Genomic DNA, 26,232 nt, shown 5'->3' with positions numbered 1-26,232 from the left:
CCAAATTCACCAAAAAACAAAAGCCCCTACTTTTTAAGGCAGGGGCAATCGTTTAAAATTCATATCCGCTGTCGTCGCTATCAAATCCATCTTCATCATAAAGCTCATAGTTTTTATCATAAATATCTGGATCATGTTGGATTTCATAAAGGAATGAACCGAACAATCCAAGAAGCATAAAAATGCTAAGTATAAAGCTCAGTCCTGTCAAAATACAACCCGTGATGAGAAGCCCAAGCCCTTTTTTAGGTTCAAGCGATGGCTTCTTCGCAAATAGATAAACAAGCAGCACAATAATCGCGCTTGTAAAAATAACTAACAGACACCATAAAATGGGATTCATTCCCCGACGTTCTGCATCTTTATAAATCCAAATCGCAAGAACAGCACGCGCCGCAAGTGACATTAAACTAACAAATAGAAGTCCGAAGCTAAAAAAAAGTATACCCAATTTATTTCCCCCTTCAACGTAAAAACTATAGATGCAACTTATTTTTCGCAAACATTTATGACAAATTTCTTTTTATGCTGCCAAAATTCTCTTTTCATTTGATGTGGCTTCCAAATCTGCAAAAGTTAGCTTGGCAGGCTCCCATTTTCATTTTGTCTATTTTAAGTTTAGCATGCCTTGCCAAAAAAAGCTTCAAAAAATTGACTTTTCTATAAAAAAAACGGCTTCCCAAAATGGAAACCGTTTTTTTCTCTCATTTCACTTGTCCCCGTTCAAATTGCCATTTCAAAAATTCATCAGAAACCATTTTTTTAATGCGCCGCCCAATTTCCTTGTAATCCTTGGTTTCTAGATTAGCTAGCGAAATTCGAACTGACCATTCGCTGCCCCCAAAACCGCTCCCTTTTAATAACACCAAACCGTGTTCTAGCGCAAGGCGCATTAAGAAATTAGTAATGCTCGTTTCTTTTTGAAAATCTAATCCAAATTGTTCACCAAAATGTGTTTTCATCCAATCAAGTAAATCAAATTCACAATAATACGCGGAATCATAATGGTCAAATGGCATTACAAGATCGAGTTCTTCATACAGCAACTTTTGTCTATAGCGGCAAATGGACTGTGCTTTCTTCTTGTATGACTCTTCCTCATCTAACAAGGAAAACAGCGAAAATAAAGCCATTTGTACTTGTTGCGGTGTGGAAAGTCCTGCCGCATGATTCAGCGCGACTTCTCTGCTGTCTGCAACAAGACGATCGATAAACTTGAACTTTTCCGTTTCTTTTGTAATCACTTCATACCTTATTTCGAGCTCCCGTGTAAATTCTTGTGATAACCGTTTTAATTTAGCGTCAAAAACGTTTTTTTCCGCTAAAGCAATTGTCCCAAGGCGCCAACCTGTCGCACCAAAGTATTTAGAAAATGAATAAATACAAGCCGTATTAAATGGTAAGACGCTAAAAACAGATTGAAATTTAGGTACAAACGTCCCGTAAACATCGTCTGTCAAAATCATCAAATCCGGATTATCCATTTGAACGATATCTTTCAACTGAAGAATCGTTTCTTCTTTAAGCGCAGAAGAACTTGGATTACTTGGATTCACCATAAAAACTGCTTTAATTGAGGAATCTCGTAATTTTTCAATTTCCCGCGAATTGAATTGATACGTTAATCTCCCATCAATTAGTTCGGGCGTCGAACGAATTTGAACCACATCAAATCGGTAACGCGATAGTTGTGGAATTTCTAAATACGGTGTAAAAGTTGGAATCATCAGTGCAATTTTATCCCCTGGTTGCAGTAAAAAGTTGCTCACCAGTGAATCAAATAAGTAACAAATTCCTGCCGTTCCCCCTTCGACGGCAAAAATATCGAATGGACGCTTAAGCCCTTTAAAGATTTCTTTTTCTAAATACGCTTTAATGGCTTTTTCAACATAATTTAAGACCCGATCTGGATTTGGATAATTATCTCCCGTAATTGCATCAACAAATTCAAACAACCAGTCATGCTTATCCGCTCCGAGAATGCGCTCTCCTTTTCCCCAAATCCCGACAAGCAAATTCTTTCCCGGCGTTTCTTTTTGTGCCGCTAGAAATACTTCAAATCGACCAAGCATCTCCATACGAGCAGGCATTCCAGAAAGTTCACCTTGCCGAACTCGCTCCATCTCCGAAACTGCAAATAAGCCAAGTAAGAAAAACGCTTCGCGCGGCGCGGCCGCTGTCCAATTCGGGTTCCCCCTGCCCGCATTGAGTGGCACGCTATTTTTCACGGCTTTTTTTGCACTTTTTTCTAGAAATAACCCTAGTTCAAACGGGCTAAGATTTTCCGCTTCTTTTACAGAAAACATTGATCGCTCCTCTTTCCTTTCGGACTAACGCTTTAGTCACCAAAGTAAAATTGTGAACCTAATCTTTTCTCTTCAAAAAAACTCACAATCTTTTTCCAGTCGCCATCACTTCCTCTTCACAAAGATATGTTGAACAGACTAAAAAGTAAGCGCTTTCTCTAAAAACATTATAACTGACATCGAATGTGATGTACACCGAAACCAATCAATTTTCACAAAAAAACTTTGTGAAATCTGTTCACATGAAAAAGCGAGCCATAAAGACTCGCCAATCTAACTTAGCGTGCAATCAAGACGCTACATTTCGCATGTTGTACTAAATAAGAAGAAACGCTTCCCATCATCATTTTTTCCACACGATTTAACCCCGTAGCTCCACAAACGAGCAAGTCCGCGCCAAACAACTCCGGAATTTCTTCTGCGAGCATTTTCTTTGGATTTCCTCTTTCAAGAAAAGTACCTACAGATTGAATTCCTTCCGCTTCCGCTTTTTCTTGAAAGCCTCGAAGCACCGTTTCCATTTCCTCACGAAGTTCCTCTTCCCAGGTTGTTCCCTCTACCGTAAAGCTCGGAAAAGAACGCGTATCAATCACTGCCGCCATCGCAAGAGAAGCTCCCGTATCTTTTGCAAGTTTCACGGCATCCGTAAACGCTTGTTCCGCTTGCTCTGATCCGTCTATCGCCACTAAAATTCGTTTATAACTAGCCATATTAATCTCCCCCACTCATTCATTTTTAACGTTTCATTATTCTATACCTAAAATCGGCTCACTTAAAACGTTACAAAAAAAGCTGACTTCATTAAAAAGTCAGCTAAATCTTTAAATCGAACAGCTTCCGCCTTCACAACCCGGCCCTTGCGTTTCTTTAATTTCCGCTTTCGTTCCGCCTGCGCGCTCAAGCACTGTCACAAAGCTTTCAACAGGTTGCGCACCAGAAACTGCATATTTTTCATCAATCAAGAAAAAGGGGACGCCCGTTACACCATACTCGACCGCCTCAGTTTCATCGACGCGGACTTGTGCAAGATACTCCTTCGAATGGATGATTTCCCGTACTTTTGTTTCGTCAAGTCCTGCTTTACCGGCAAGCTCCACCAAGGTTTCCTCGTCATTTAAAAAGGCCCCTTTCGTGAAGTAAGCATCCATGCCAAGCTCAACAAATTCCAATTCTTTCCCGACCGTTCGTGCATATTGAGCAATGCGATGGGCAAGAAACGTATTCGCAGGTTTCATTCGATCAAAATCATAATGTAACCCCGCCACCTCTGCCATTTCACCAATTTGCGCATTCATTTGTTTTGCTTCATCAAGTGATTTTCCGTATTTAGCCGCAATTGCTTCATGAATGGACTCGTCGGTTTGAATCGGGGCATCTGGATCTAGTTCAAAGCTACGAAAAATGATATCAATATCTTCGCGCCCTGTTTTTTGAATGGCTTTTTCTAAATTTTTCTTGCCAATATAACAAAACGGACATACAAAATCCGACCAAACTTCAATTTTCATCATTTCTCCTCCGTTACAACTTATTTAAAGTAAGTATATAATCATTTATAACTTAAAATACGAAAAGAAACAATTTTTCTGCTTAGAAGTTTTGAATCAAAAGAATGCCCGCAATCATAGCTAGTACGCCGATAATGCGATAGCGGTTGATTGGATGCTTGATTACACCGAAAAAGCCAAAATGGTCAATAATTAGCGCGATCACCATTTGTCCACAAATAGCTAAAACGACGGTCATTGCGGATCCTAAAATCGGCAAAAGTAAGATATTGGATGTCACAAAAATAACACCCATGATGCCACCCGTGAATACCCAAAACGGAATTTTGCCGACGCCACGCACTTTGAAAGTGACTCGTTTTTCGATAATCAAACAAATGAGGAATAACAAAATCGTTCCCACTAAAAATGAGATAAAAGAAGCGAGAAACGGTGAACCAACGGCCATCCGCAGTTTCCCGTTAATCGAGGTTTGTATCGGCGAAAGCATTCCGGCAATAAACCCCATCAGCATAAAAAGAAGCATCGTTTTTGGCGCTTGTCTTTCCATATCGGTCTGCCTCCCTTAAAAGCGTTGCATCAAGAAAACGCCAAAAAACATCAGCGCCATTCCGAGCAGCCGTTCTAGATTTAATTCGTGCACCGGCAAGTTAAACCAGCCAAATTGGTCGATCAAAATCGCCATCACCATTTGCCCGCAAACCGTCACCATCACTGTAAGCGCCGATCCGAGTCGTGGCAAAAGTAAAATATTATTGGTTAAAAAGATAATACCGAGTGCGCCGCCGCCAAACCAAATCCACCACGGATTAGCAGCAATCGCTTCAGGAATGATCCCAAAATTGTGAAAAGTTAGCAGTGTAAGTATCAAAAGCACCGTACTTCCAACTGCAAATGAAATAAAAGAAGCAATAAACGGCGACTGCGTGTAACCTTTTAAACGGTTGTTTACAGAGGTTTGTACGGGGAGCATCATTCCTGCAAGAACCCCAGCCATAACATAGAAAATAATCAACTTCGTGTCCCTTCTTTCTGCTTTGCATACCTTTTCATTTTATCGGGTGAGAGCCGTCTTGGCAACTTAATTTTCCTTTCTAACACACAGAAGTGTTCCAAGCTTTTAGCCTAGAACACCTTAATTGATGATATCCTCATCACGTTTTGCCACCACTTCTAAGTTCTTTTTCCAATTTTCTCGCTCTTCGTTTGTAAGCCGTCTATAATCATTAATTTCTGCAACAATCCTTAACGGATACATACTGCGGTAAGATCTCGTTGGGTTCCCAGGGAACTTTTTATCCGTCACATTAGGATCATCTTCAAAAGCGCCCGTTGGCTCAACTTGATATACGTGTTCCGCTCCTTCTCCGCGTGCTAAAGCCGCTGCAAGACCAGCTCCATCTTTTAAAGCGGTGAAGTAAATATGATTCATGACAACATTGGGGCGGTAATTGGAATGAAAACCTGGACTTAAATAATCGCCGATTTGAAGTTCAGCTTTAGTTCCATGATAAAACGGCCCCTTTTCTTGTATTCGATCTGCCATTTATGTGCTCCTTCCAATTCTCTTACTTATGAAACCACTCTCGTTTGTCTTTTTTTCTCTGTCTTTTTATTATAATCGCCTATCTTTTAAATTTCACGTTTTTATTCACAACAAAAATTGCGCGCTAAAATCCAATAAAAGAAAAAAACGCCTGATTTCTCAGGCGTCTAAAGTCATAGCATTGATTGCTACGATGATCGTACTTAGTGACATCAAAATCGCACCAACAGCTGGACTCAAAAGGATTCCGATTGGGGCTAAGATACCGACAGCTAGCGGAATTGCTAGAATGTTGTAGCCAGCTCCCCACCAAAGGTTTTGAATCATTTTGCTATGCGTTCTTTTAGCTAGACGAACAAATTTCAAAATATCTTGCAAGTTACTATTCGTTAAGACAACATCGGCAGAGTCAATCGCAATATCTGTTCCTGCGCCAATTGCCATACCGATCGAGGCTCTCGCAAGAGCCGGAGCATCATTAATTCCGTCTCCAACCATCATCACTTTCTTGCCCTCATCTGTGTAACGTTTTATGATTTTCTCCTTATCATCTGGCAGTAATTCGCTGTAAAACTCTTTAATATCCAGATAATGAGCGACTGCTTCCGCAGCATCTTTATTATCTCCTGTTAACATCACGGGTTCAATTCCAGCTTCTCGCAAACTCGTAATAAAGTTTTGAGCTTGATCCTTCAAAGTATCTCCCATCGCGAAGAAAGCGACTAACTCATCGTCAACGAGTAGAAACGAAATCGTATTCCCTTGTGCTTGATATTCTTTTAATTTTTCTCGTTCAAAGTTTAGCTTGCGCCGTTCGATTTCTTTTTGGTTAGCTAAAATGACCTCGCGACCTTCTACTAGCCCTTTCACGCCAATACCCTTCAATGTAGCAACATCTTGCGCCTGATAAGCTTCGATTTTTTCAGCTTTCAAGTAATTCATGACGCCGACTGCTAAAGGATGGTTTGTTTGCGATTCCAACGCGCCAATATATTTTAGTGCTTCTGCTTTGTCCATTTCAGCCAAGGTTTCAACACCCGTTACAGTAAATTTACCTTCTGTTAGCGTTCCCGTTTTATCAAGGAAAACATAATCCAATTGATTTCCTTGTTCCAAAGCTTGACGACTTTTTAGTAACAAGCCATTTTTAGCAGCAATCGAAGTTGAACGAGCGATGACTAAAGGAATGGCTAGCCCTAATGCATGTGGACAAGCGATAACAAAAACCGTCACCATTCGGTCTAACGCTTGTGGTAAGTCAGCTGCAATCAACCAAATAATGAAAGCTAAAATCCCTGCAACTAAAGCCACATAAAAGAGCCACTTAGCAACTTTGTCCGAAATCGACTCTAATTTTGATTTTTCTTGTTGTGCTTGTTTGACCATCGTCATCACTTTGGCCAAATAGCCATCTTCACCAGTTCCGGTTACTTTCAATTGAATGGTTCCATCGCCATTAACAGAACCCCCAATCACCGTTTCACCGACGTTTTTCTGAACGCCCTTCGACTCTCCCGTTACAGCGGACTCGTCCACAATCGTTGAGCCATTCGTGATCACACCATCTGTTGGCATCTTATCCCCTGCACGAACAAGTAAAATATCCCCGTGATGAACATCCTGCAATTTCACTTTTTTCGTAGAACCATCTGCTTCGATTTTGTTAACTTCATCTGGCAACAATTCCGCTAACTTCTTAAGCGCATTGCCCGCATTAGAAATAGCATTCATTTCTACCCAGTGCCCTAAAAGCATGATTACAATCAGCGTTGCAAGTTCCCAGAAGAAATCCATCACATGGTCATTCGGATTGACTTTATTCGCAATAAACGAATACAAACTATAGACATAAGCAACCGAGATCCCCATTGCAATCAAAGTCATCATCGCTGGACTCTTCATTTTCAGCTCCATTTTAGCTCCGCTCAGGAATGGTTGCCCACCGTAAATGAAAAGAATCGTCGCTAAAATGAGTACGACCCAATCCGAACCAGGGAAAGTAAATTGGAAAGGTAGCTGCATTCCCATCATTGGCGAGAAAACGATGATCGGAATCGCTAAAATAAGGGAAATCCAAAATTTTTGTTTAAAATTCCCCATGTGCATCGAATGATCCATTCCTCCACTATCCATATCATGGTGATTGTGACCACCAGCTGAATGATCCATCTGGCTGTGATCGTGACCTGCGTGATTCATTTTCATTGTTTCTTCCTTTTGTTTTTCGTGTTTCATCACAAACTCCTCCTACTATTTTTGCTAACTCAAACTACATAATTCATCAACCGCTGAGATAGCCTTATCAACTTGTGACCCTTACTAACTCCCTTTCTTCCCAGCTAAGTTTTATTTTCCTACAGAAAAGTGATTTCATTTCCTTTGCTGCTCGGGAATACAATTGCACTCAATATTTTTGACAGTCTTCTTATTCACCAATTGTTCTTTGATCCGTTCAACATCAGTATCCATTAAATCCGCTTCTACAATTAAATCTATGATTGCTCCTCCGATTCGTTTTGTACATATGTGGGAAACTAAGTTTTCTGTTGCACTTTTGACCGTCTCTCCTTCACTAATAATAGGATGATAGATGTATTTTTTACCAGATGGTTCCGTTCGTACTGCACCTTTTTTCACTAACCGTCCTAAGAGTGTTTTGATTGTGGCTGGTTTCCAGTTCATGCTTTCTCCCAGTATATCTATTATTTCTTGTGCTGTAGACGTTTCTTGTGTCCAGATTACTCGCATAATTTCCCACTCTGAATCACTAATCTTAATTGGCATAGCTGCCATCGACATCAAGCCCACCCCTTCCGTTTACATTTGTAAATCATATCTATAGTCTACAACTGTAGTCGAGTTTCGTCAAGTGTTATAACTTAATCTTTTATAAATCAAATTTCCTTGTGAGGAAATTTGATTTATCCATATATAAAGCCTTTCCCGTTTTCCGACTTTCATAACCTAGTCTATAGTCTTGTATTCTCCCCATTCTCTCTTAGCTTAAAATGAAAATTCACAAATAAGACACAAAAACTCAACAATTCTTTCTTTAAGAACATTTGATATAAAGCAGCTAAGCTAAAATTTACGTATAGTATCATTTAGCAAGTCTTTAGTTCATAAAAAAACAAGTCCCGTGATACCTTACAGAATGAAGCGTGTGTTTTTTTAATGAGCGTTTTTCGAACATCAAATATACCTTTGCTTAAATAAGCATGAAAGTTTGTTTAGCCCTTGCGGTAGGCGAATTTCATGTTTTTATTTTATTTGAAATAATCGTGTGCGAAAAACGCTCATTTTTCGAACATCATATTGAATAAGCTAATAAAAAATAATCGTACTATCTCTCTCGAAAGGTTGATGATTATGATTCATAAAACTGAAGAATTCAGACAATGGCGTTCTATTTTTTGGAAATTAAATCGTTATGAAAACGAGCAGATATGCTATAACAGTAAAGACTCAGATGGAAGTAAAATTTTACTCGTTAAGCAAGGAACACTGCTGGTTCAAGTTTCTACTAGTCAAGATGAAAAAGCTTATACAGAGATTCTTATTGAAGGTGACATCATTAATGTAGAAGCACTCATCGAGCAACAAGCACGTGGCTCTTGGAATGTTTCCAACTTTATTCAGTATCAAGTTGTAGCATTTGGTCCAGCAGAAGTATATGAAATTGATAAAGAATTTTTATTATCTCACCTCTACATTGACCCAAGAAAATATCATGACTTATTTGAAAGAATCATTGTTCAACTAGTAAACATTTCTTTTGCCAGTGTTTTATCGAATAGAGGGACTCAGGCAAAAGTTTCTTGGGCGCTTTTTAGAACAATAAAAAAAGTCGGATATCAGATAGAAGAAGATACAAACATTGTTGGCCTACCCTCTTTTGCGACTCAAACCTTCATTGCACAAATATCACATTCTGGTAAAGCACGTACAAATGAAGCTATTAAAGAGCTTTCCGATCTTGGCATCATCATCCAATGGGGGGCAAAGTGCAAACTTATTAATATGACACAATTGATTCAGTATTTAAAAAAAGAATCGCTCATGCCTTTTTCACACTCTATTATTTAATTGATGCGGTTAAAAAAAGAAACTTATAAATAAACGAAGAAGGGTTTTGTAAACAAAACCCTTCTTCGTTTTAGATGCTTTTTATTTAATTTGCTTTCTTGTGACTTCGTCTTCCTAACCAATAAACTAGAATTAGCAGAACTAAAACAAGAACGGCGCCTCCTATAATGTAATACATTGTGTAATCCTTCTCTAATTCCACGGCACGATCATTATATTTTTTTGCTTCTTTTCGGTCGATCTCAAAATCTTTTGTCCATTTCCATGTCTTTCCTTTCGCTTTAAGTGTCATATGCAGTGTGTATTTCCCTGACTGAAAGGCTTGATTTTCCCAACTGATCCCATAATCAAAATGAGAATTTGGCGCCATTCGCATATGTTCTCGATTCGTCTCAAACAAAACTTTTTTCTTCGCTCTCTTCGTGACATGGGCTTGAATTTCCATATCTGAAATGATGACTGGAACGGGATTGCTCACTTCAGCCTTGAGCACATTACGAAAGTTGATTTGTGAAGGTTGAATTTTTCCAAGCTTAAAAGTAGGTTTTACCTTTTCTTCAGACTCTCGTAACACCACACCGATGACAAAAGCATATTTATTTTCAATTTGAACGCCCTTTTCCTCTTTAGTCTTTGAACGAGGTGGCTCTTTTTCCTTAAAATGTAGGCCCCCTAAAATCACGCCCGAAAAGGGTTGTTCTGGCATAGAAAGGGCTATTTTCACGCGTCGAGTGCCCTTTTTGGGAATCGTCGTATCCGTTGTCACTTTCGCTACCTTCGAAAACGGAACCTTTAATGTTGGATCCATCTTTTTCCCTGTATAACTGTAATCAACGATCCCATTGTCATTTGTTATAGCTGTATTCGCATGGGTCTCTACTGTAAGCTCTCGATCCGAAGCATTAACGAGTTCGACTTCGATGATTTGGTTCTCTCCAGGACGCATCTGTAAATCAAAATACGTTTTCGACTTATCTACTTGGTTATCGGGTAAAACAGCCGAAACAGAAAAAGGCATATTAGTCGCTGCTTCTACTTTCATTTGAAAAACACTAAAAACGAGAAGGAAAGCGACAAAAAAGCCGACTAATCCGACCAATGGTTTAATCCATAGTTTATTCTGCATAACTAAATCTCCTTTATTAGTCAAAAAGAGAGAGGCTCCAAGCGCTCTCTCTTTCGATGAATGGTTCTTATTCTGTAAGCGTCCCCTTATTGCCCCGCCACTGGATCAGCTGTAAGTGTCCAAGTTAGCGTTGACGTATAAGTTCCTGGTAACTTTTTGGTTTCTGCCGGAACATGTAATTTTACATTGGAATTGACTTCCGTTGCACTCGTGCCTGCTGTATTTCCAAAGGCTGCTGTCCAGGTACCCATTCCTTGGTTAGCTTTCGCTTCAACAACCGTTTGAGGAATGCTACCAACGACAAGGTTAGTGACCACAGTCTCTGGTTTGAATTTCGCATCCATTGTCGAAGCAAGCGTTGTCCCTGAAAGTGTCAACTCTGCCCCTTCTAAAACTGCATCCCCATTTTTGAACTCACTCCCTGAAACCTCAAGTGTCCAACCAGCGTTTTTACCGGAGTTATCCGTTACTTGCACATAGCTAGGTACAAAACGGTCAGCTCCTGCTGAGTCCGTTCCTTTTGTGAATTTCGCAAAATAATCTTTCGCTTCCCCAGAAATGGTTTGTTCACCAAAATCAAGTGAAGAAGCAAAGTCAATTCTAAGAGAACCTGTAGTTGGGTTTGGATCTTCTTCGGGAACAAATTCTTCCTCTGGTTTTGTTGGATCTTTTGGTTTTGTTGTTCCTGATTCATCTGATTTAAAGTTTACTTTCGCATTGCTTGTGGTGGAAGCCGCTTCCACTTGATACGCAGTCCCACTCACGAGTAATGCAAAACCTAAAGCACTTGCTGTCATCATTTTTGTTTTTGTCTTCATCAATTTAAACTCCTCTTTTTTAGTATAGTTGACTCTTAAACCGCGCTATCTGTTAATGTCCAAGTTAAAGTCGTTTCATATTTACCTTCGACTTTGGCAGTGTCGCCAGGAACCGTAAGGGAAATACTTTGTTTTCCGCTGTCTTGATCAGCTCCAAATTGATCAAACCATGTTCCCATCCCTTGGTTAGCGTTGGCAATCATCACATCACTCGCTGCACCTGCTGGAGATAGTGTCATTGCTTTAGCAGTGGGGGTGTTTGTAGCACTCTTATTGCTTGATTTAAGTGTTGGGTTTTCAAATTTTAAAACCGCTCCATCTAGTTCAGAACTTCCATTTTTAAATTGCGCTTCTTGCTTCACCGTTAGTTTCCAACCAGCGTTTGTTCCGCGGTCATCTGTAATTTGAACCATATTGGGACGCTCACTAATCGCTCCACTTTCTGCATCCTTCACTTGGTCAAGCGTTGCATAATAGACTTCCGTGCTCCCTGAAATCTTTTGTGTCCCAAAATGAACATTGGAAATATAATCAATACTAAGGGGTCCATTTGTTGGAACTACTGGATCTGGATCTACTGGAATAACGGGCTTCCCAGTATCTGGATCTTTTGGTTTTGTTGTTCCTTTGTTTTTTTCAAATGTAATATCCCCTTTGGAAGTTGTGATTCCTCCGTCTTTAACGGCTTCCTCCGCATATGCTGGAATAGCGACAAGTGAAAGTCCAACTACCGCTGCCAAACTAGTTGCAGTTAATGTCAATGTTTTTTTCATAATTAAAAGACTCCTTTGTTTTTAAATAGGGGAATCATGTAATTCCCATGTTAATGATGTTTGATACTTGCCTTGTTCCTTTGTTACTTCTCCTGGTACGGTAACAGAAATAGCCGTTTGGGCCTCTTGATTGTCTTTTCCAAATAACCCGAGCCAAGTGCCGGCACCAGTTCCTTTCTTCGCTTGAATCACGAGACTACTTTCTTTTCCATCTGGATCAAGCGTTATTTCTTGAAAAGCAATCGGGGGACGTTTAGACTCTCCTGATACCATATGAAGCTTGCTTAATTTTATCTCAGTTCCTTCCAGTTCATGTGCTCCATTTCGAAACTGACCATTTTGCCGAAGGACTAACGTCCAACCACTCAGTGAACCACGATCATCTGTTACTTGAACAAAATTCGGTACTTGTTCCAAGCCTTTCTCATCTGATCGTTGTACTTGGATGAGAGGGGCATAATACCTTTCTTCCTCCCAACTTCCCTTTTGTGCATGAAATTGAATATTGGGTACAAAGTCAAGACTCAGTGGACCTTTTCGATTGGTAGGTCGATTAGCGTCCCCAAAATCAACATTCTGATTCGGATGATAAGGATGCTTAGGTCCCGTCACTACTTGGTCAGGTGGTAAGTAAAAGAGGTCCGCCTTTGATGAAGTCGAAGCCGCTTCCACCGAACAACTTGGCCAGCTAAATCCAACCATCAACAGCCCACACAGGAAAAGAAATCCTTTAGCTTTCCACTGTCTTCTACCTAGGAAGAACATACTTCCTCCTATTAAGAGTCCCCATCCAATCCAAGGAAAAGAAGACGTGTCTCCGGTCATTGGTAGAGACTTCCATGGAAGACGAGAAATGACTTCTCCTGATCCAATTGTTTTTTTAGAAGAGCCACTCAGAGAGGGCTGCTTAGTCTCTTCTTTTTGATCATGTGAAGAAAGCTTCCCCGTGTCTCGTGGTGGAGGCATCCCTTCACTAAATGTTAAGCCAACATCAGAGGTATATGTTGATGTAATTTCATTCGCACTGACAATAGAACTGGAAGAAAACAGCACCCCCCAACAAGAAAGAAAGGCAAGTGCCATCAACAAACTATGTTTTTTCAGCATGATATGTCCTCTCCTCCCTTTCTTATGGGGTATCTTCCAATGTCCAGATAATTTCCCCACGGTATTCTTCATCTACTCGAATATCTCCTGGAATGACTTCCAGCATTATTCCAACATTTCGACCCGCTGAATCCAGATTTTTTACTTCAACAGCTTGATCTCTTGATGAAGTTGAAGATTGTTTCTTAATCAAAACATCATCCTCTGTAGTAAGGGGGCGATCATTTGGTTTACTTTCATTTCCTTCAGAATACTCTCGGTAAATTAAACTGCCAGAAAAACCTCTCCCTTGTGAGTCTCTGATGGGTGTCGACATTCTTGCTTTCAACTTCCACTCCGAATTCATCATTTCGCGTCCATCATGAATACTAAAACTTGCATTTTCCTGTGCTGGCAAGGTTTGCCGATAAGATTTGATTATACCCGTATAAGACAAATTTGCAGTTACACTCGTAAAATCTAAAGTCCCCGTTTCTACAGTCAACTGAAACGCCTTTCTCGTTTTAAGATCCAAATGATCCGCGCCCGTGACTTCATATAACATTGGGTAAGTGCCTGGTTCGTTCCACATCTGATCCATATTTATCAATAGTCGATCCGTATCACTGCTTGGTATTTTTCCTAGTTTGTTTGCACTTGTGCCATCTATTAAATTCCATGCTCTAAGAGATGTTTTTCTAGCAATTGTATCATAGAAAAGCAGTAGACTATCCACATCGACTGGCATATCTTTTGGGAATAAAGTAGCATTTTCTGCGTAGATGGCATACTCATCACCATAACTAAGATTAGGTTCATCTTTCTTATCAAAAATAGGGATAAGGATTTCTGCTGCATTTCCAGCTTCATCTGTAATTTTTACTTTCGCAGGATACATGGTTCCTTTAGGCATATTAAATTCGCTTGGTCGCTCAGTGTACTCAAATCGCAAATTAGCATTACTTGTGACGTTATCAGAAACGTTTTTTAGGACGGAACGCGGGTCAGACGGAAGTGACTCTGGATTAGCAAGAATTTGAACGATTGCATTCGCTTTGGGTGCTGTTCCATCTTTCACGGTTACAACATTTGAAGTTTCACTTAAATTCCCTGATAAATCAACAGCAACTGCATAATATTGTTCCCCTGCATTCAGAGGTAACTTTTCGCTTGGAATACCTATTTTGAGCCGTGTACTTTGATCATCAGAAGAAGTTTGGTGTTCTGCAACTTTTTCTCCCTTAGAATTATAAATTCCGATTTTCAATGGATGTTCCTTAATCGAACTAACTTCAAATTGTGTGCTGCTACTTGTTAAGTTATCTTCTAAAACCGGTTTCTCAGGTGGTGTTGTGTCCGCTACCGTCATCATACTCGTATGTCTTTTACCATGAATTAAGCTCTGTGTTGTCAAGACATCCCCAGCATTAAACCTTTGACCATTTCCAAGTTTTAGTTTGAAGTTCCCCTCACTATCTGATCGAATATGATAAACATCAGTCGTCGGATCTCTCGGATTATCACTAGGCATAGTAGCCGCAGGATTCTCTATCTGCTTTTCATTTTTTTGAAAAACTAACTGAGTGTAGGGCGACTTAGTCTTCCCGATAATAGTTGTACTGTGCTCATCAGATACCTTATCAACTAGCTGCTCAATTGTGAAATCTGGATCCGCAGCAGCAAGCAATTCTTTTGCCCAGTTCATTCTATTCGTTAATGAATCTTTTGCTTCTGGATCTAAAATTAATTTTAACCATTTATCTGCAGCAGTAATATCTTCTTCAACAACATGAAGCTTTAGTTCTGAATAGCTACTATCCGTAAACAAATCATCTGAAATATCGTTTGTCTCAATTACTCCCTGATCTAAGTTTACTAGCATGGGAAAGTTAACTTGTCTCCCAGATCCCTCAGGATGACCTATACTACCCATATCTTCATAAAACTCTATCTGAAAAGTAACAGGTCGACCTGTTCCGAAAAATGTGAGCTGTTCAACACCATCATAGTCACTTCTAAAATCAGGGGTAACTAGAGAATTATTTTTGTCATCCAAAACATCAACATGTGTAATCAAATCTGCTGGAATAGCTGTTGAATATGCTCCCATATCTCGAGACACTTGATACGTTTGCCCTAGATTAGTATTAATCGTCTGTGTTGCGACAAAGCGAACAGGCTTCACCCCTCGCTCAGGTGCCGAATGAAAACCCAGTTGCTCTAGATATCTCTCTCCATAAGTAGGTGAAGAAATCTTTTTAGTTACAACCCGCAAATAGCCAATCCTTTTACCAGCTAAATTGTTTACGACACTTGGTTCGGTACCCCCAGAAGTCGATATATGCCCCAAAGGTTTCAATACTCCTATGTCGTCTTCTTCTTCATAAAAGTAATTCCACTGATTGGCATTACCACCTAATAGATTATTTTGCTGCATTGTAGTTACGTTATCGATCCAATCAAGTGCTGGTTTAGCCACATTCCCTCCGTCTCTTGAAATCTGAGTTTGATTATTTTCTTCTGCTGGAGCTTTTTCAGAAACTTTATCATTATTTATTTTCTTTAGTGCGGAAGCGGCCGTCCCATCAAGAGATTTTTTTGCTGCATCAACTTGAATTTTATGCTTAAAATTCGGAAAAGGAAATGTAAGGCCAATAATTAATACACTGATCAAGCCTAAAACAACAAATTTTCTTTGGAATAACTTCCTTTTTCTCATTCTTTAATTCACCCCCCTTGCAAATCAGTATACCTACATTATCTTTTATTTTTTATCCACATAAAATTTCTTAAAGAATAAAAAACAGCTGTAAATATGTCAAAAAAATGAAAACGTCAATTTTGACAAAATTTATTACTTGTACTCTCTTAAAAAGAGCTTAAACACTGTTTGAAGATTTTTAGCAAAAAAAAGAGAAATTAAAAAATTAATTCCTCAACTGAATTTAGCTCTGATTTATAGTAAAAGGTGGCAACAAACAGTTTGTTAAATCATTGTTATAGTTCTTCAAGAAATAAATCTAGTTTTTTATTCAACAAATGAATTAAAAAAATGTTTGCCTTTATGACTTAACCTAACGGCTCGACTTTTGTTATCCAAAATAATATAGGAATTATTTGCACAAAACTTAAAAAAAGCCTTCCCTAAATTAGCCCCCTAAACGAAAAGTCCTTTCGGTCCAATCTAAGCATGGTTTTACAAATATCCCACTTTGCTTTTTGACGGCTTCAACATCTAACCCCATCTCTTCAAAATAATGAATTCCCGCTTCAGTCAATTCAGTTTGATAATTTTCAAGCCGCACAAAATCATTTTGCCAAGATAAATTTCAAAAAGGAAACTTCACAAAACTATCAGGACAAACTGTACAGACAGTGCGAATTAAAGAATGCCCTATACAACTTGAAATGAAAGTAACTCAAATCACCGATAGAGATAACTTTGTAGTGGTTGAATCGGAGATCCAAAATATTCTTGTAAATGAGCAAATTTCACATGACGACGTCCATATTGATGTTGATAAATGGCAGCCTTTAATTTATAAATTCTGATCGTATACAACAACTAAACACTCATTTGGACAAAACTTCAAATTTCAAGAATTCAAAAAGTAAGCACCTAAACAAATTAAAGAGTCTAAGATGTAACTCTCACTCGATTAAAAACAACTAAAATGGGACTTCCCATTTTAGTTGTTTTTGCATTCTTGATAAAAAGTAGCCACTTACTTACCTGGCAGAACCTGCATAACTGGGCCGCTTTAATTCCCAAGTTAGGGAAGACTAATATTAACATTTTGGCACATGTACTACTTCCCACAAGGAATAACTTATACAAACCTATCTTTAACACCACTTCAAAAGGCATGTTAAGCGATAAAGGCTTTATTGTATCTCACATTTAAGAAAAGAAAACTTTTCAACTGAATTATCCGCCCAATCTTTTGCTTTTATAGATCTTTATATCGGATAGTACCCCAAATTAATCGCGAATCGAATAGTTGGAAAGTATCTCATCCATTTCATGTTTTAATCGTAGTTTAAGATAATCGGGACTTAATATTCTCATATGCTTCCCGTAGGACAATAAGTAATGGACTAGCCAGTTCTGGTCGGGCATAGCAATCGATACAATAGCGGTTCCATCCGGTTGAACAGTTATATCTGCATGATCAAATTCATCAAAGACTCGATATAAAATCTCCTTAGAAAAAGCAAGCGATAAAGAGATATGCTTACTATCCATCTTAGGGGCAGCTATTTTAGGAATAGGAATTGGCTCAAAAGATTCATCACGGATTCTGATAGATTTCATCCGATTAATCTTAAAAATCCTAAAATCTTCTCTATTTGTACAAAATGCTTGCAAATACCACGTTTGCGATTTAAACACTAATTTTAACGGGTTACAAATTCTCTTCTCACATTGATTCGTAGAGCCGATATACTCAAACTCAATTTGTTTCTTATCTAAAATTCCCGACTTAAGAAGTTCAAACGGCGTATCCTTTCCTTCTCGGTACCATGGTGAAAAGTCGACTTCAAGCCAGTTATCGAAAGGAAGCTTAAACAAGGATTGCAATTTTGAGTACGCTTCTTGGCTTATTTTCGGTGTAATACTCTCGATTCCTTTCAAGGCTAATAACAGATTTTCCTGTTCTTTTTTTGAAAGCAATATATTATTTAATACAAATTGATCCAATAAATAGACTCCACCATTTCTACCAGATTCAGTATAAACAGGAATTCCAAGCGAACTAAGCGCATTAAGGTCCCTATAGATAGTTCTTTTTGAGACTTCAAATAACTCAGCTAGCTCACTAGAAGTAGTTCGTTTAGTATTCAGCAAGTGATAAATGATTCCAAATAGACGACCATTATTCAAATTTTTTCTCCTTAAATTTTTTATAAATAATGACAGATGATGTCACCATTTATATAGTACCATTAAAGTATCTTAGAAGGAGGTTTTAAAATGAAATTTTTAATTTCTAACACAACTAGAACAAATAATTTTAACGATCCCGATATTCAAGCAAAATTAATCACTTTGTGGAAAGAAAATGAGTCGTTTGTAAAGCAAACTTTTGGGCAAGGGAAAACAGTGGCCGCAGTTTATCATCATTATGAAAGTAACTATAAAGGAGATTATTCTGTTTCTATTTGTAAGGAAACAGACACCGATGCTGCATTTGACACATCCAAATACCACTGGAAAGAATATGCGGTGGATGGTTCTGATAATTTAGGCATCATCAATACTTGGAAACAAATATGGTCTGATGAAGAAGCCCAGCTAATCAATCGAGTCTATGATTTTGATTTTGAAAAGTATAAGCCAAATGGTGACGTTTCCATCTTAATAGCCGTACAATAACCTTCTCCAGCCATTGATTATCATTAAAAATACGGCATAATAAAAAGACAGCGAATTCTTCTAGTTCATGAATTCGCTGTCTTTCTTGCTTCACCAAATGGCTCTTCACTTGCAGATTGTAGCGCATCACAAGCCATTACAATTCCCTTTCAACTAATCCGCTCTCCTACTTCCCCACTTCAAGCCCGTAATCAAGCATTTTAAAATGAGCTAGGAGTGCACTGCGAGCATTTTCCTCAACCAATTGAAGTACTGCTCGTTTCTCGCCACGTTTCGGCGTTTTCACTTTCACACCTAATTCATCTGCCAACTTTCTCGCATCAACTCTCGCGCCAACGAGCAACTCTTTCGGCAGCAAATGATTGGGATGCTCATAAAACGACTGAATATATGCTTCAACCGTCCCATCATTTATTTCTTCCACTTGCTCCAAAATTTGAGCAAAGCGACCAACGATGGCACCATTTCGCACAAAAAAGATTTGAATCGAAAGTGAACCGTCGTCATAGACAAAATCAATGACATCTCGGTCGTCTCGATCTTTAATCACAACTTTTTGTTTTTCCATCACCTGGTCAAGCGCCGCAATCCATTCTTGGACTTCCTGCGCTCGCTCAAATTGCCATTCACTAGTCGCTAAATCACGCCGCTCTTCAAGCTCGCGCCGAATGGCAAGATGCCCCGCATGGAAAAACCGCTTAATCCGTTCAATTTGTGCTTGATATTCTTCCGGCGAAACTTCCCTCGCACACGGACCAATACACATCCCCAAATGATAGTAGAAACAAGGGCGCCCTTTTTTACCACTACAGTGACAAAGCGGATAAATTTTTTGAAGCAACTCCTTCGTTTTTTCCGCCGAATATTTACTAACGTACGGGCCAAAATACGCCGCACCATCTTTTTTGATTTCGCGCGTCACCTCAAGTCGCGGGTTTTCTTCGTTCGTAATTTTGATATAAGAGTAGTGCACTTCGTCTTTTAAAAGGATATTATAAGGAGGTTGATACTTCATGATGAGCGACATCTCAAGCAAGAGCGCTTCTTTTTCTGAATCCGTCAGAATCAACTCTAAATCCTCGATATAATGAACTAGACGCGCTGTTTTTCCAGTTTGCGTCTTCGTAAAATAAGATTTCACTCGTTTTTTTAAATTTTTGGATTTTCCAATATATAAAATCTCGCCCGCTGCATCTTTGTAGATGTAGCACCCTGGCGACTCTGGAAGTATGCTCAACTTCTGCTTTAACAAAACCTTACTCATAAGGCAACTCCTCCAAGAACAATCGTTCGTGTTTTCATTTTAGCCCTTTCCGTTTCGCTTGTAAAGTTCCAATTTTCATCAGGTTTAACTTGGGATTTTATGTGCAACAAATAAACATATCAATAAAAAAGTTTTTAGAAAAACAAACTTTTTCCTTTTCTGCTACGTCTAATAAGTGGAGATATTTTTAGGAGGCTTCTACCGGTATGAATAAAAATTTACAGGAGCGCTTTTTGGAGTGTGTAACCGAATATAAAGATGATTTTTATCGTATGGCCTATAGCTACACCAAATCACAAGCGGACGCGCTTGATATCATTCAAGAATCTATCCAAAAAGCCTTGTTAAAACTCCCAACCATTCAAAAAAAAGAAAACATGAAAAGCTGGTTTTACAAAATCGTTGTGCGAACTGCGCTTGATTTCTTGAGAAAAAATAAAAAAATCACATTAATGGATCACGAAGTTTTGGCTAGCCTGCAGCCTGGCGCAAGTGATCACTATGAAAATCTCGATTTGAAACATGCACTCGAACGGCTGCCCGTGAAATACAAAACCGTCATCATTTTACGTTATTTTGAAGACCTTTCGATCCAAGAAATTTCTTATATTATTAATAAAAATCTCAGTACGACCAAAACGCGACTTTATAAAGCACTCCAGCTATTGCGTCTTGATTTAGACGAGGAGGATGAAAATACTCATGAATAAAGACTTGAAACAACTCAAACAAGCTTATCAACAAGTTCCTATCCCAGATAAAGAGCTTGATCAAATGATTCAAAACTTGAGCGCAACAAAACCCAAAAAGAAACGCCATCCCATTAGATGGAGTATTGCTGCGACCATTCCCGTTTTATTAGCAATTTTCCTTGTCGTTGTGACAACAAACGAATCACTTGCCCGCGCGATGAGCGACGTTCCAATTTTAAAAAACATCATCACCGTCATCACTGGCAAAAACTATCAAGAAAAAACCAAAACAACCGAAGCCAATATCAAAACGCCCAAATTAAGCGGCATTCAAAACCCCGAACTCGAGAAGAAACTGAACGATGCTTATGATAAAACGGGCGAAGCCCTTTACAAAGAATACCAGCGTTCCAGTCAAAATCACGGTGAGCATTTCTACGTTTCTAGCGATTATCAAGAAATAACGAACACCAAGAAGCTACTCGTCCTTCAGTTTACCGTTCAAGAAACCCGCGCGAGTAGCTACACCGAGCACACATATCTCGTGATGGACAAGCAAAAAATGCAACGCGTCGAGCTTGCGGATCTTTTCAAAAATGACCGCTACGCCAAACTCATCCAAGCAAATATTCAGGAACAAATGAAAAAACAAACTGAAGCCGACCCAAATAAAATTTACTGGGACGAAAGCGAACTAAAAGCCGCACTGAGCAAAAAACACCTAGCCAAAAGATTCTACATCAACGCCAAAAACGAGCTCGTCTTTTCTTTCAACGATTATGAAGTGGCACCTGGTTACATGGGAACCGTTTCGTTTGTGATCCCGACATCACTCATTCAAAACGACTTAAAAAAACCAACCTATCTCAAATAAGGGAGGACCAAAATGCGCAAAAAAAGAAGATATAAAAAACTACGGTGGAAACCCGCAATTCTCGCTTTCCTGATTTTGCTGGGAATAAGCTCCGCTTGCTTGTTACTCTTTGGAAATTCAAACACCAAAAGCGCCACCAAGCAAGCAACTAAATCAGAAAAAATCGTCACTAAGAAGGCTCCCGTACAAAAGGCAAGCGCTAAAAAGCCGCCCAAAAAAGCATCCGAAAAACCGAAACCCGTGACAGAAAAAACCGTTTTCTTAACCTTTGACGATGGTCCTTCTCCATTTTTAAGCCGATTTACTAACTTGCTACAACAAGAAAAAGTCCCTGCAACTTTCTTTTTCATCGGCGAAAACTTAAATCGCATCCAACCCGAAACCGCAAAAGCGATACTCGCATCCGGATCCAACATCGGCTGGCACAGCATGACACACGATGCAAGTTTACTTTACCGCAAAAACAGCCCAACCTTCCTCGCCGAAATGGAACAAGCTCGAGCACTCGGACGCGAAAAGTTGGGCATAACAAGCAACCTAATCCGCGCCCCTTATGGTAGCACCTACTTAAGCAGTGCGCTCCATCAAGAAACAAAAGACAAAGGCTTCACACTCCTTGACTGGAATATCGACAGCAACGATTGGCGCTACAAAACGAATTCTGCTCGCGTCGTTGAAACCGTCTTGCATCAAGCGAACGCCTTAGCCAAACAAAAAGAACCCCTTGTCATTTTAATGCACGAACGAAAAAACACCCTAGAAGCTCTCCCAGCCATTATCCATGCCTTGAAAAAAAACGGCTACAGCTTCCAAGCTTACAAAGAAAACACGCCATTTAAACTAAATTTCAGAGAGCACTAGAACAAAAATGCATTTACACGAGGTGAAACGAATGAAAAAAGTCATTCACGGGGTTACGCTAACACTTTTTATGCTCTTGTTTATCTGGATCTCCGCCCAATTTCTTTCAAGCGGAGATTTCAGACAAGCAGAGTCCACCTTTTATTTTATAATTGAGCAACTAAAAAAATAAGGCTTGTGCGTCTACTCAGAAGACACACAAGCCTTATTTATATACTCACATTAAACAGCTGTATAAGCACCGTCTACTACAAGAATCGTTCCTGAAACAAACGACGCTTCGTCACTTGCCAAGAAAACCACACAATTTGCTACTTCTTCTGGTTTTCCTAAGCGACCCATGGGGTGAAGCGAAATCAATTCATCACGCGCTTTTCCTTGAGCTGCTTCAATGAGCGGCGTATCAATATAACCTGGTCCAACCGCGTTGACCCGGATTCCATGTTCCGCATAAGTTGCGCCAAGCGTTTGCGTTAACAATTTAACGCCGCCCTTTGCAGAAGCATAAGCCGTCACGCCACGTTTCCCAGCAAGACTGTGAATCGAACCCGCATTTACAACCGAACCGCCATGACCTTGTTTCATCATTTGTTCAATCGCATATTTATCCGACAAAAAGACACCATTTAAATTAATATCAATCGTTTTTTTCCATTGATCGTATGGAAGTTGATCAATATCCGCATCACTTGCAATCCCTGCATTCGCGAACATAATATCCAGTTTACCAAAAGATTCTACCGTTTTTTCAATCATTTGTTTAATATCTTCTTCACTCGTTACATCCGTTTTTACAAAAATCGCTTCATAACCAGTATCACGCAATTCTTGTGCAAGCTCTTCCCCTTTATCTGAGAAATCGGCAATCACTACTTTTGCCCCTTCACGAACAAAACGTTCAACCGTTGCCTTTCCGATTCCGCTTGCACCACCTGTAATAATTGCTACCTTGTCTTTTAGTCTCATGACCATTCTCTCCTTCAGTTTAAAATATTTGCGCTTACAAATTAAGTATACGCCCCTTTCAAGATGATAACCAATCGTTTTGCTCGAAATCTCGTTCTCCTGACTAAAATTCTAAAAAAAACGTTTATAAATTCACATCTGTGGTAAAATAAAGCCAAACAACTATATAAAAGGGAGCTATATGAATGAACACAACTAAAAAAAGGAAATTACTACCCAATGATATGACCATCATTGACACCAGCCAAGCAAGAAAAGCCGTTTTCGCAACGGGACTTGGAAACGCGATGGAATGGTTCGATTTCGGAATTTATTCCTACCTTGCCGTCACAATCGGGAAAGTTTTCTTCCCAGAAATGGAAGGAACCCTGCAGCTCGTTTACACCTTCGCCACCTTCGCGATCGCCTTTATTATGCGACCAATCGGCGGCTTCGTTTTCGGAGCACTTGGAGACCGTTTAGGCAGGAAACGCGTATTGACCATTACGATCCTGATGATGGCTTTTTCAACGCTTTGTATTGGCCTTATCCCAAGTTATCAGTCTATTGGCTTAACCGCCTCATTCCTGTTACTCGCTGCGCGTCTTGTCCAAGGTTTTTCAACCGGCGGCGAATATTCAGGCGCAATGACATACATAGCAGAATCCGCGCCCGATAAAAAGCGTGGCATTCTAGGAAGTGGACTTGAAGTCGGAACCCTATCCGGTTACATTGCCGGCAGCGGACTCGTTACACTTCTAACCTTTATCTTAGGCGACCAGGGAATGGTCGATTGGGGATGGCGAATTCCTTTCTTCGTCGCTGCCCCACTTGGGCTGATTGGCTTTTACTTACGAACAAACCTAGATGAAACCCAAGCATTCCAAGAAATTCAAGAATCCGAACAAGACCAAAACGAAACAGAAGAACAACCAACCTTCAAAGATATCTTCCTTTATTTCAAAAAAGAATTGTTCTTGTGCATCGTTATCGTCGCTTTTTTCAACATCACAAACTATATGCTCTTATCGTACATGCCATCCCATTTGAATTCCGTTTTGGGCTATGAAAACTCCAAATCGCTCTTGCTCATTTTGGTCGTCATGGTACTCATGATCCCAATTGTCATTTTAATGGGACACTTAAGCGATAAGTTCGGCAACAAAATCATCACACAAATCGGCCTTGTCGGCTTGATTCTATTTGCCATCCCGGCTTTCTTACTTTTGCGTGATGATAACATCCTAACCGTTTTCCTAGGACTCCTGCTTCTAGCACTGTGTCTATCTTGCTTTGAAGGAACCGTACCATCCATGTTACCAACCTTATTTTTCACAGATGTGCGTTACCGGGCATTATCCGTTTCATTCAACGTATCCGTATCCATATTTGGCGGAACGACACCGATGATCGCCTCTTTCTTGATTGATAAGACTCACAACAATTTGATGCCAGCCTTTTATCTTGTCCTTGTTGGACTGATTGGCATGATCGTCTTTACACTCATGTTCAAGCAAACATCCGGAAAATCACTTCGCGGCTCGCTTCCGGCCGTAGAAACAAAAGCAGAAGCCAAAAAAATGGTAAACAATCCTAAAAAAGCTCTTTGGTGGCGCAAAGAAGCCAAAGAACTACGTAAGAAAAGCCAAGAAGAAGATAAATAATCACTTACAAAAAAACAAGCTTTCAAAACAAAAATCCGTTTTTGAAAGCTTGTTTTTTAATGATTTCACCAGCTAAATTAACCGTTTTTCTTTACAAATTCCGACTTCAATTTCATCGCACCGAAGCCATCAATCTTACAATCAATATTATGATCACCTTCTACAAGGCGGATGTTTTTCACTTTCGTGCCAATTTTAAGTGCAGATGAACTTCCCTTCACCTTCAAATCTTTAATAACCGTTACAGAATCTCCATCAGCAAGCACCGTACCGTTTGCATCACGCACAACTAACTCTTCTTGCGCACTCGCTTCTTCTCCCGGGCTCCATTCAAAGCCGCATTCCGGACAAATCAAAAGCCCTCGATCCTCATACGTATAAGTTGATTTGCACTCTGGGCAATTTGGTAAGTTTGACATTTATCATCTTCCTCCATTCATGAATTACCTCTATTATAGCCCATCTGTACATTTTTTCACAGGAATTTTTTAAGCTGCTACTTAACAAAACAACCAAGACCCGATATAATAAACAAAGAGTCTTTTATCTTATCAAGTTAATATAGAAAGAGAGTGTTCTTAATGGGCCGTAAATGGGCAAATATTAAAGAAAAAAAAGCGTCAAAAGATACAAATAACAGCCGAATCTATGCAAAATTCGGGATTGAAATTTATGTAGCAGCTAAACAAGGCGAACCAGATCCTCATGCAAACCAAAAATTGCGTTTCGTCATTGAACGAGCGAAAACCTACAACGTTCCTAAACACATCATTGATCGCGCCATTGAAAAAGCCAAAGGAACAGGCGATGAAAACTATTCCGAATTACGCTACGAAGGTTTCGGACCAAACGGGTCCATGGTGATCGTTGATGCCTTAACGAACAACGTAAACCGGACAGCCTCTGATGTACGTGCCGCTTACAGTAAAAATGGTGGTAACATGGGCGTAAGTGGAGCCGTTTCTTACATGTTCGACAACACAGCCGTTTTTGGCGTCGCAGGTAAAAGCGCAGATGACCTACTTGAAATCCTGATGGAAGCTGACGTAGACGTGCGCGATATTCTTGACGAAGACGACCAAGCGATCATTTATGCCGAGCCAAGCGATTTCCACCAAGTACAAGAAGCACTGAAAGCTGCAGGAATCGACGAGTTTAGCATTGCTGAAATTGAAATGCTTCCCCAAAACGAAGTCACACTTGACGGAGACGATTTGGTTAAATTCGAAAAAATGATTGATGCCCTTGAAGATCTTGAAGACGTTCAAAAAGTCTATCATAACGTGGACTTGTCCGCCGAATAAAG

At 39.6% G+C, this 26,232-nt stretch carries 26 protein-coding genes; 7 read left to right on the top strand and 19 right to left on the bottom strand.

The window, feature by feature from the left end:
* Window positions 1-52 precede the first annotated feature (52 nt).
* From UR08_RS00275 to UR08_RS00235, 9 genes are all read right to left on the bottom strand, one after another.
* Entirely contained in the window at window positions 53-451 is a 399-nt protein-coding gene (locus tag UR08_RS00275; protein WP_115751683.1) for a peptidase, read from the bottom strand.
* 253 nt (window positions 452-704) lie between these two features.
* Window positions 705-2,306: an aspartate 4-decarboxylase gene (gene aspD, locus UR08_RS00270; RefSeq protein WP_115751682.1), complete on the bottom strand. Its 1,602-nt coding sequence runs from the start codon at window positions 2,304-2,306 to the stop codon at window positions 705-707.
* Between the two features lie 278 nt (window positions 2,307-2,584).
* Window positions 2,585-3,016, bottom strand: coding sequence for a universal stress protein (locus UR08_RS00265; protein ID WP_115751681.1), 432 nt, complete (start codon window positions 3,014-3,016; stop codon window positions 2,585-2,587).
* A 111-nt stretch (window positions 3,017-3,127) separates the two neighbouring features.
* A complete protein-coding gene (locus tag UR08_RS00260; protein WP_115751680.1) occupies window positions 3,128-3,814 on the bottom strand; it encodes a DsbA family oxidoreductase in 687 nt (228 codons plus the stop codon).
* 82 nt (window positions 3,815-3,896) lie between these two features.
* Window positions 3,897-4,364: a DMT family transporter gene (locus UR08_RS00255; RefSeq protein ID WP_115751679.1), complete on the bottom strand. Its 468-nt coding sequence runs from the start codon at window positions 4,362-4,364 to the stop codon at window positions 3,897-3,899.
* 15 nt (window positions 4,365-4,379) lie between these two features.
* Window positions 4,380-4,811, bottom strand: a complete 432-nt coding sequence (locus UR08_RS00250) for a DMT family transporter (RefSeq protein ID WP_420812308.1) — start codon at window positions 4,809-4,811, stop codon at window positions 4,380-4,382.
* Between the two features lie 138 nt (window positions 4,812-4,949).
* The gene (gene arr / locus UR08_RS00245) at window positions 4,950-5,360 is read right to left on the bottom strand and encodes an NAD(+)--rifampin ADP-ribosyltransferase (RefSeq protein ID WP_115751677.1); all 411 of its coding nucleotides are present in this window, start codon (window positions 5,358-5,360) and stop codon (window positions 4,950-4,952) included.
* Between the two features lie 159 nt (window positions 5,361-5,519).
* Window positions 5,520-7,595, bottom strand: a complete 2,076-nt coding sequence (locus UR08_RS00240; RefSeq protein WP_115751676.1) for a heavy metal translocating P-type ATPase — start codon at window positions 7,593-7,595, stop codon at window positions 5,520-5,522.
* Window positions 7,596-7,730: 135 nt separating this feature from the next.
* Window positions 7,731-8,159, bottom strand: a complete 429-nt coding sequence (locus tag UR08_RS00235) for a CopY/TcrY family copper transport repressor (RefSeq protein ID WP_115751675.1) — start codon at window positions 8,157-8,159, stop codon at window positions 7,731-7,733.
* A 570-nt stretch (window positions 8,160-8,729) separates the two neighbouring features.
* Between UR08_RS00235 and UR08_RS00230 the strand changes: the two genes are divergently transcribed.
* Entirely contained in the window at window positions 8,730-9,446 is a 717-nt protein-coding gene (locus UR08_RS00230) for a cyclic nucleotide-binding domain-containing protein (protein WP_115751674.1), read from the top strand.
* 85 nt (window positions 9,447-9,531) lie between these two features.
* On the opposite strand, the gene UR08_RS00225 is transcribed toward UR08_RS00230, so the two are convergent.
* The 7 genes from UR08_RS00225 to UR08_RS00190 form a co-directional block, all read right to left on the bottom strand.
* Window positions 9,532-10,572 carry a WxLIP family cell surface protein gene (locus UR08_RS00225; protein WP_115751673.1) on the bottom strand — a complete coding sequence of 347 codons (1,041 nt, stop codon included), beginning with the start codon at window positions 10,570-10,572 and terminating at the stop codon, window positions 9,532-9,534.
* An 86-nt stretch (window positions 10,573-10,658) separates the two neighbouring features.
* Entirely contained in the window at window positions 10,659-11,390 is a 732-nt protein-coding gene (locus tag UR08_RS00220; protein ID WP_115751672.1) for a WxL domain-containing protein, read from the bottom strand.
* Window positions 11,391-11,425: 35 nt separating this feature from the next.
* Window positions 11,426-12,151, bottom strand: coding sequence for a WxL domain-containing protein (locus tag UR08_RS00215; RefSeq protein WP_420812307.1), 726 nt, complete (start codon window positions 12,149-12,151; stop codon window positions 11,426-11,428).
* 33 nt (window positions 12,152-12,184) lie between these two features.
* Window positions 12,185-13,270 carry a WxL domain-containing protein gene (locus UR08_RS00210; protein WP_165849919.1) on the bottom strand — a complete coding sequence of 362 codons (1,086 nt, stop codon included), beginning with the start codon at window positions 13,268-13,270 and terminating at the stop codon, window positions 12,185-12,187.
* A gap of 22 nt (window positions 13,271-13,292) precedes the next feature.
* Entirely contained in the window at window positions 13,293-15,968 is a 2,676-nt protein-coding gene (locus UR08_RS00205; protein ID WP_115751669.1) for a toxin Cry1Ac domain D-VI-related protein, read from the bottom strand.
* Window positions 15,969-16,673: 705 nt separating this feature from the next.
* A complete protein-coding gene (locus UR08_RS12960; RefSeq protein WP_165849918.1) occupies window positions 16,674-16,811 on the bottom strand; it encodes a hypothetical protein in 138 nt (45 codons plus the stop codon).
* Window positions 16,812-17,231: 420 nt separating this feature from the next.
* Window positions 17,232-18,134 carry a helix-turn-helix transcriptional regulator gene (locus UR08_RS00190; RefSeq protein WP_115751668.1) on the bottom strand — a complete coding sequence of 301 codons (903 nt, stop codon included), beginning with the start codon at window positions 18,132-18,134 and terminating at the stop codon, window positions 17,232-17,234.
* Between the two features lie 90 nt (window positions 18,135-18,224).
* On the opposite strand from UR08_RS00190, the gene UR08_RS00185 reads away from it, so the two are divergent.
* Window positions 18,225-18,626, top strand: coding sequence for an effector binding domain-containing protein (locus UR08_RS00185; protein WP_115751667.1), 402 nt, complete (start codon window positions 18,225-18,227; stop codon window positions 18,624-18,626).
* 166 nt (window positions 18,627-18,792) lie between these two features.
* Here the strand turns inward: UR08_RS00185 and uvrC are convergent, their stop codons facing one another.
* Entirely contained in the window at window positions 18,793-19,890 is a 1,098-nt protein-coding gene (gene uvrC / locus UR08_RS00180; RefSeq protein ID WP_115751666.1) for an excinuclease ABC subunit UvrC, read from the bottom strand.
* Between the two features lie 206 nt (window positions 19,891-20,096).
* Here uvrC and UR08_RS00175 point away from each other — a divergent pair, with 206 nt between their 5' ends.
* Genes UR08_RS00175 through UR08_RS00165 form a run of 3 tightly spaced genes read left to right on the top strand, consistent with a single transcriptional unit; the run spans window position 20,097 to window position 22,317 of the window.
* The gene (locus tag UR08_RS00175; protein ID WP_115751665.1) at window positions 20,097-20,600 is read left to right on the top strand and encodes an RNA polymerase sigma factor; all 504 of its coding nucleotides are present in this window, start codon (window positions 20,097-20,099) and stop codon (window positions 20,598-20,600) included.
* A complete protein-coding gene (gene rsiV / locus UR08_RS00170; protein ID WP_165849917.1) occupies window positions 20,593-21,456 on the top strand; it encodes an anti-sigma-V factor RsiV in 864 nt (287 codons plus the stop codon). The genes UR08_RS00175 and rsiV overlap by 8 nt, the downstream gene beginning before the upstream one ends.
* Window positions 21,457-21,468: 12 nt before the next feature.
* The gene (locus UR08_RS00165; RefSeq protein ID WP_115751663.1) at window positions 21,469-22,317 is read left to right on the top strand and encodes a polysaccharide deacetylase family protein; all 849 of its coding nucleotides are present in this window, start codon (window positions 21,469-21,471) and stop codon (window positions 22,315-22,317) included.
* A gap of 222 nt (window positions 22,318-22,539) precedes the next feature.
* Here the strand turns inward: UR08_RS00165 and UR08_RS00160 are convergent, their stop codons facing one another.
* The gene (locus tag UR08_RS00160; protein ID WP_115751662.1) at window positions 22,540-23,283 is read right to left on the bottom strand and encodes an SDR family NAD(P)-dependent oxidoreductase; all 744 of its coding nucleotides are present in this window, start codon (window positions 23,281-23,283) and stop codon (window positions 22,540-22,542) included.
* 185 nt (window positions 23,284-23,468) lie between these two features.
* On the opposite strand from UR08_RS00160, the gene UR08_RS00155 reads away from it, so the two are divergent.
* The gene (locus UR08_RS00155) at window positions 23,469-24,926 is read left to right on the top strand and encodes an MFS transporter (protein ID WP_115751661.1); all 1,458 of its coding nucleotides are present in this window, start codon (window positions 23,469-23,471) and stop codon (window positions 24,924-24,926) included.
* A gap of 77 nt (window positions 24,927-25,003) precedes the next feature.
* Here the strand turns inward: UR08_RS00155 and UR08_RS00150 are convergent, their stop codons facing one another.
* On the bottom strand, window positions 25,004-25,345 hold the full coding sequence (locus UR08_RS00150) for a zinc ribbon domain-containing protein YjdM (RefSeq protein ID WP_115751660.1): 342 nt from the start codon (window positions 25,343-25,345) through the stop codon (window positions 25,004-25,006).
* 162 nt (window positions 25,346-25,507) lie between these two features.
* On the opposite strand from UR08_RS00150, the gene UR08_RS00145 reads away from it, so the two are divergent.
* On the top strand, window positions 25,508-26,230 hold the full coding sequence (locus UR08_RS00145; RefSeq protein ID WP_115751659.1) for a YebC/PmpR family DNA-binding transcriptional regulator: 723 nt from the start codon (window positions 25,508-25,510) through the stop codon (window positions 26,228-26,230).
* Window positions 26,231-26,232: the final 2 nt, after the last annotated feature.

Origin of the sequence: Listeria kieliensis, from assembly GCF_003369925.1 — a bacterium.
In the GTDB taxonomy this organism is placed as follows: Bacteria; Bacillota; Bacilli; order Lactobacillales; family Listeriaceae; genus Listeria; species Listeria kieliensis_A.
Note: the sequence above shows the minus strand (reverse complement) of the source record. Positions and strands in the feature narration are given on the sequence as shown.